The organism is Paenibacillus gyeongsangnamensis (assembly GCF_027533625.1).
In the GTDB taxonomy this organism is placed as follows: domain Bacteria; phylum Bacillota; class Bacilli; order Paenibacillales; family NBRC-103111; genus Paenibacillus_G; species Paenibacillus_G gyeongsangnamensis.
Map to the genome: position 1 here is coordinate 317,889 of NZ_JAQAGZ010000006.1, position 6,021 is coordinate 323,909.

Annotated in this window: 7 protein-coding genes; all 7 read left to right on the forward strand. The window is 56.0% G+C overall.

Going from position 1 to position 6,021, the window contains the following annotated elements; all coding sequences use genetic code 11:
• The first annotated feature begins 13 nt into the window (after nucleotides 1-13).
• The gene (locus tag O9H85_RS11940; RefSeq protein WP_269881582.1) at nucleotides 14-940 is read left to right on the forward strand and encodes a DNA-3-methyladenine glycosylase family protein; all 927 of its coding nucleotides are present in this window, start codon (nucleotides 14-16) and stop codon (nucleotides 938-940) included.
• Nucleotides 941-1,309 (forward strand): CidA/LrgA family protein, encoded by a 369-nt coding sequence (locus O9H85_RS11945; protein WP_269881583.1) that lies wholly within the window; start codon nucleotides 941-943, stop codon nucleotides 1,307-1,309.
• On the forward strand, nucleotides 1,296-1,991 hold the full coding sequence (locus O9H85_RS11950) for an LrgB family protein (RefSeq protein WP_269881584.1): 696 nt from the start codon (nucleotides 1,296-1,298) through the stop codon (nucleotides 1,989-1,991). The genes O9H85_RS11945 and O9H85_RS11950 overlap by 14 nt, the downstream gene beginning before the upstream one ends.
• 203 nt (nucleotides 1,992-2,194) lie before the next feature.
• Nucleotides 2,195-2,965 carry a GNAT family N-acetyltransferase gene (locus tag O9H85_RS11955; protein ID WP_269881613.1) on the forward strand — a complete coding sequence of 257 codons (771 nt, stop codon included), beginning with the start codon at nucleotides 2,195-2,197 and terminating at the stop codon, nucleotides 2,963-2,965.
• A gap of 14 nt (nucleotides 2,966-2,979) precedes the next feature.
• A complete protein-coding gene (locus O9H85_RS11960) occupies nucleotides 2,980-3,924 on the forward strand; it encodes a lysophospholipid acyltransferase family protein (protein WP_269881585.1) in 945 nt (314 codons plus the stop codon).
• Between the two features lie 19 nt (nucleotides 3,925-3,943).
• Complete coding sequence (locus O9H85_RS11965) at nucleotides 3,944-4,906, forward strand: metal-dependent hydrolase (RefSeq protein ID WP_269881586.1); 963 nt, start codon at nucleotides 3,944-3,946, stop codon at nucleotides 4,904-4,906.
• Nucleotides 4,907-5,062: 156 nt separating this feature from the next.
• Nucleotides 5,063-5,278 carry a hypothetical protein gene (locus O9H85_RS11970; protein ID WP_269881587.1) on the forward strand — a complete coding sequence of 72 codons (216 nt, stop codon included), beginning with the start codon at nucleotides 5,063-5,065 and terminating at the stop codon, nucleotides 5,276-5,278.
• Nucleotides 5,279-6,021: the final 743 nt, after the last annotated feature.

A 6,021-nucleotide genomic window follows, 5' to 3' on the forward strand; every position in this document is an offset into this window, starting at 1 on the left:
CGGGAGGTTTCCTATGGTTACATTCGTTATTCGACCGATTGCCCCTTACGATTTCTCTCTTATGGTTCGGCGTCTGAAAGGGGTTAAACACGAAGCTTTCCGGTTCGAGGAGAACACGAATACGCTCTCACGGACGATTCGAACGAAGAACTCGGTCTATCTCGCACAGATCCGAAGCGTCGGTTCCACCGAAGCGCCTGAGCTGGAGGTACGGCTGTCCGGGACCCCTCCGCCTGGGCCGGAAGAAAGCTCGGAGCTGAGGACGAAACTAACGAGAATGCTGTCGGCAACGGTGAATTTAAAGCCATTCTACGAGCATATGGCATCCATCGGGCCGGAAATGCAGGCGCTGACGGGACGGTTCCGCGGCCTTCACTTGTTGACGGAAGCCGACTTGTTCGAGTGCATGTGCAAGACAATCATCGGCCAGCAGCTGAATTTGTCCTTTGCTTCGGAGCTGACCCGGCGGCTTATGCGGACGGCGGCGGAACCTTTCCTGGCGGACGGTGTGGAATACCCCGTATTCCCATCGCCCGAGGACGTGGCTGCGTTGGAGTATGAGCAGCTGCAGGAGCTTCAGTTCAGCCGCCGGAAAGCAGAATACGTCATTGACTGGGCGCGTAAAATGAAGGACGGCACGGTGGACGGGGATAGCCTGTATGAAAAGTCCGACGATCAGATCATGACGGAGCTGCTGCCTCTAAGAGGGATCGGCCGCTGGACCGTGGAATGCTTCCTGCTCTTCGGCCTCGGGAGAACCAACCTGCTTCCGGCTGCGGATATCGGCGTACGGAATGCGCTCAAGAAGCTATACGGACTGGACGTGCAGCCAAGCGAACAGGATGTCCGTACATTAGGCGCTTCCTGGTCTCCTTGGTCAAGCTATGTAACGCTTTATTTGTGGGAGAGCCTGCATGAGTGGGAAGGGGAGAAGTTGTAAATGCTCGGATTTACCATTGTCCTTCTTTATTATTTTATCGGTTTGCTGCTGCAGACCGCTTTTCATTTGCCGCTGCCGGCGAATGTGATCGGACTTATTTTATTTACGCTTAGTCTGTTCTTAAGGATCGTAAAAGTAGAATGGGTGGAGGAGGCGAGCGCCTTCCTCATCCGTCATATGCTGCTCTTCTTCGCTCCGTTCGTGGTCGGAACGATAGCGTTCATCAAGCTCATCGGAGGGCAGGCGGCGGTGCTCCTGATCAGCGTGTTCGGAAGCACGTTCGGGGTGCTGCTTCTCGCCGGCTGGACGACCCGGCTGTTTAGTCCGCGCAAAGCCGAAAGGAGTGAACGCCTTCATGAGTCTGCATGAGCTGGCATCGCAGCCGGCCTTCGGCGTAACGCTGACCTTGACCGCTTATGCGATCGCATTGCTGGGGCAGAAGCGATTCCCTTGGCTGCATCCGCTTCTTGTTTGTTCGGTGCTGGTCATCGCCGTTCTCCTTCTCTGCGACATCCCCTATGAAGCTTATCAGAAGGGAGGGGACATGATCGTCTTCTTCCTGGGTCCGGCTACGGTCGCCTTGGGAGTTCCCCTCTACAAGAACGCCCGCCGCATCGGAGGAAGCTTCGTTCCCATCCTGTCGGGGATTACGGTTGGCTCCGTCAGCGCGCTGCTGCTCGCAGCCGGCTTGGTCTGGGCGCTGGGAGGCTCGAAGGAGCTGATGATCTCCATGATGCCCAAGTCCGTCACCTCTCCGGTGGCGCTGGAAATCTCGCGGCAAGCGGGAGGCATCCCCGAGCTTACCGCGGTGCTTACGGTGATTACCGGACTTATCGGGAGCATGCTGGGCCCGGGTCTGCTAAGGTTAGCGGGCGTCCGGGACGACATCTCGCTCGGTACGGCGATCGGGACGGCTTCGCACGGCATCGGCACGGCAAGGATCATCCGCGATTCGGAGCTGGCCGGAAGCGTAAGCGGCTTCGCCATGGGCGCTGCCGCCATTATTACCTCCTTCCTGTTTATCCCTATCTATCATTTGCTGCGGGGATGAAGGGAATGGTCGATCTCCATAAAATGTTCATCGTCCCAGAGACCGGTCTATGCGCCGGTCTCTTTATTTTTCCCCGCCTGACGGCTCCAGCTTTTCCTAATCCTTACAAAAGCTTAACAACAGGTAAACGCGGCCTTAATAAACGGATGCTACGCTAAGATTAGATTAGGGTTCAAACCTCTTTGGAGAAGGGTGTGTTGAAGATGATCCGTGCGGCAAGCCAAATCAGTTTGCAGCCGTCGCAGCTGGCCGTTATGCTGGCTAAGGATGAACGTGACCTGGAGCAGGCGCTCCGTCTTAGGTACGAAGTGTTCGTTGAAGAAGAACGCAACATGCAAATGTTGAACGACAGCGGTTTGGAGCAGGATGCTTTTGATGAATTTTGCGATCATCTGATCGTAAAGGACCTCGAGACGGAACGGGTGATCGGCACGTACCGTTTGCTTCCCGGCGATAGAGCAATGCGCGAAGGCGGCTTCTATTCGGAAACGGAGTTTGAATTGAACGGCTTTGCCCGGCATAAAGAGCAAACGCTCGAGCTCGGACGCAGCTGCATCGCGCCCGCATACCGCGGAGGCAAGGCGATTCAACTGCTGTGGGAAGGCATTGCCGCCTATATCACGGAGCGTCATTATCACTACCTGATTGGGTGCGCCAGCGTGCACATGCATTCGGTAGAAGAGCTGAACCTGATTTATACGATGCTGCAGGACAAAGGCGTCATTACGGAACGTTACGGCATACAGCCTCGGGAGACGCACCGCATCAAGGGCCTTCAGCGGGTGGAGAGCGAGCTGAGCGAGAAGGAGATCTTCCGCAAGCTGCCGCCGCTTATGAAAGGTTATCAATGGCTTGGCGCGGAGATCGGAGGAGATCCCGCTTATGACGCGCTGTTCGATACCGTCGATTTTTTTATCATTCTGGAAAAAGACCGGGTGTCGCGGCGTTATAAAAAGCATTTTTTGAACGAGTAGAGGGAGTGGACGGAGTGTACGATTGGATCGGCAGGATAACTAGCGATGAACGGAGCCTTGACCGGCTGGCGCGGGTCTGCGGATGGCTGCCCAGGTTCGTGATGCTGTGGAGCTGCTCGGCCGCCGCGCTGCTGCTTTATATGCTTTCGGGAAAAGGGCTGCGCAGCCGCGTTCAAGGAAACATGCGAGACCTGCTGGACGAACGTTCGGAACGCAAGCTGTCGCAGTGGTCGCACCGGTTCTATCGGAATGTGGTGCTTGCTCTGTACGAGATTTTGCTCGAATCCCGGCGGCTCGAAGGCAGCGCGGGGTGGCGCTTCAAGGTGGAGGGGGAGCATCGCTTGAAGGAAGCGCTCCAGCTCGGCCGGGGAGCGATTGTCTATACGCCGCATGTTGGAAATTTCTTCTACTATTATTGGTATTTGTGCCGCCATTATTCTTGCCTCACGGTGGCCACCGGCGGAAGTCCGGAGCTGAGGCCGTTATATTTAAAATTTCTGAATCTGGGCTGTCCCGGCTTGGATTACGATAGCACGCCTCCACTGGAGCTGTACCGGCGGTTGAAGAAGCATTTGGCCTCAGGGGGAGTCGTGTTTCTGCTGGGCGATTTCTGGCGGCCCGCATTCCCGGCTTCCCGTTTCTTCGGCAGGCGGACGCGCATGCCGGAAGGCGCCGCCATGCTGTCGATCGAGCAGGAGGTGCCGGTCATCCCGTTCTACGGCTATCGGGAGCGGGGTTTCAAGCACAGATTGCTTTTCGAAGAGCCGCTGCATTTGTATTCTTCGTTTACGAGAGCGACGCGAACGGATGCCACGAATGTATTAAACCGCTTCATGGAGCGAGTGATCCGGCAGCAGCCGGACGCCTGGTTTTACTGGTTCAACGCCGAAGAGCGCTGGGAGAAAGACCCGGAGGCTGCGGAACCGGACAGCGACAGCACGAAGATGCATACCGCCTGACAGGAGGAGAAAAGTCGACATGGATACAGGCAGTCATTTGTTGTTCGGGGCGACGTTGGCCGGGCTGGCTATGCTCAGCCCGACGGTCGCAAACGATCCGCAGCTGGCCCACGCGGTGCTCGCCGCGACGATGATCGGATCGCATGCGCCGGATTTTGACACCATAGCGCGGGTGAAAGGCTATGCGGCATATATCCGGGTTCACCGGGGATTGACGCATTCGGTTCCGGCCCTGTTCTTATGGCCGCTGGCGCTGTCGTTCACATTATCCTATGCGTTTGCGGTCAGCGATCATTGGGTGTTGCTGTACGGATGGTCGCTCGCCGCTGTCGTCTTTCACGTCTTTTTGGACGCATGCAACGCCTACGGGGTTCAGTGCTTGAGACCGTTCAATAAGCGATGGCATCATTGGGACATTTTGTCCCTCTTCGATCCGTTCTTGTTTGCGATCCATGCGGCCGGACTGGTCGTCTGGCTCAACTCGGGCTGGAACCCGGGCTGGATGTTCGCCGGCGTTTACGGGATCACCTTCGTCTATATCGCGATAAGGGCGCTCTATCAACGCAGGGTCGTCAGCAGGGTACGCCGGGAGCTCTCTATGGAAGGCATCTGTCACGTCGTACCGTCGCTTCACTGGTTCCGCTGGCAATTCGTGATGGAAACCGACGGCTACTTTTACACCGGGACGGTCCGCGGCAAGCTGGTGCAGGTGCAGGATGTATACGCGAAGGACGAAGGCAATTCGATTATTCAAGCGACGCTGGCGACGGACGGAGTAAGGGCTTTTTTGCAATTCGCCCAGCGAATTCATGTGATCTGCAAGGAGCAGGGAGACGGATTTGAGGTGCAATGGCGCGACGTGAGGTTCTGGTATAACCATCAGCTGCCCTTCGGCGTCGACGTGAAGCTGGATCGGGAGCTGAATGTCGTGAGCGCCTCATTAGGCTGGCGCAAGCGGGCATGGGATCCGCCTTTTGTATGACATGCAGCCTGCGCTGCCGGCCTGAAGCCGTTTTCGGGCCGGTTTTTGTATGTGTAGGGGAGGAAACCGGCCTCGCTCGCAGTGTATGAAAACTATGGAAAGCGGACAGAATAGTTGAGTAAGCCATCAAACCAAACCTTGGGAGGGATTGCGGACATGGATTTCACCAGTCATGATATTGCCGTAATCGAGCAAGCTTTGCAGATTGCCATCCGCGAGCAGGATAGCGAATCGAAGGCCGGGCCGTTTCAAGAGGTGCTCTCGAAGCTGAAGGTGAATGCAGCGGCGGCCATGCATCAGACGTCCTCGGAAGGCGGGGCGGGACTCGACGGCTTCCGATACGATTATGACGACTCTTCCGACTTGCACTAGGCCTGTTGATACGATCTGAATATTTCCCCGGAAAGCGCAGGAAACGACAGATTGCACGGCATTGTTCACGTGAAAAAAAGGCCCGTCGGAACCGGATTCCGACAGGAACAGATACGAGGAACCAAAAACGGACAAAAATCCGTTTTTGGTCTTTTTTCGTTGAGCGTGCCCAGAGGCACGCATCTTCTTGCCGGTGAAAGTCCGGTCGCGGGAGGGACCAAGCCCCCGCGTAGCTAGGATGCCTACGTATAGCGAAAGCAGTACGTAGAAGCGCATCGACGGAAGTACCTGTCAGAGACAGGGCAAGCAACATGCCAGGCCGTAACATAAAGTGAATCCTGCCGCGTCGTTAAAAAGGCCTCGCAAGAGGGAGAAGAGGGAGCCGAGTCCCGTCAATGTGGATGAAGGCCATGGAAGCTGCTAGGAACTTGGAGCGGCAGCGAAGAATCCTCCGGCGTAAGGGGATCGGCATGGCATGAAAGAGGATGCAGTGAACTGGGGAGACCCTCCCCTGCACGGAAGTTTTTTTTTTTTTTTAAAAGACCGTAAAAAGGCGCTCTATAAGCCCAAAAAGTGAAGTGAGCCGTCTGCAGGAAGGGAGTCCGAGGGGCGCATAGTACCAATGAATGCAGGACAACACAACCTGCGGGAGGGAAGGAGCCCTACTTTGTTCATGTTTCTTAAGGAGGTACGAGTCAGTGAATGCCAAGAGGCTAACGACACCAAAGGAAAACGTTCAACAA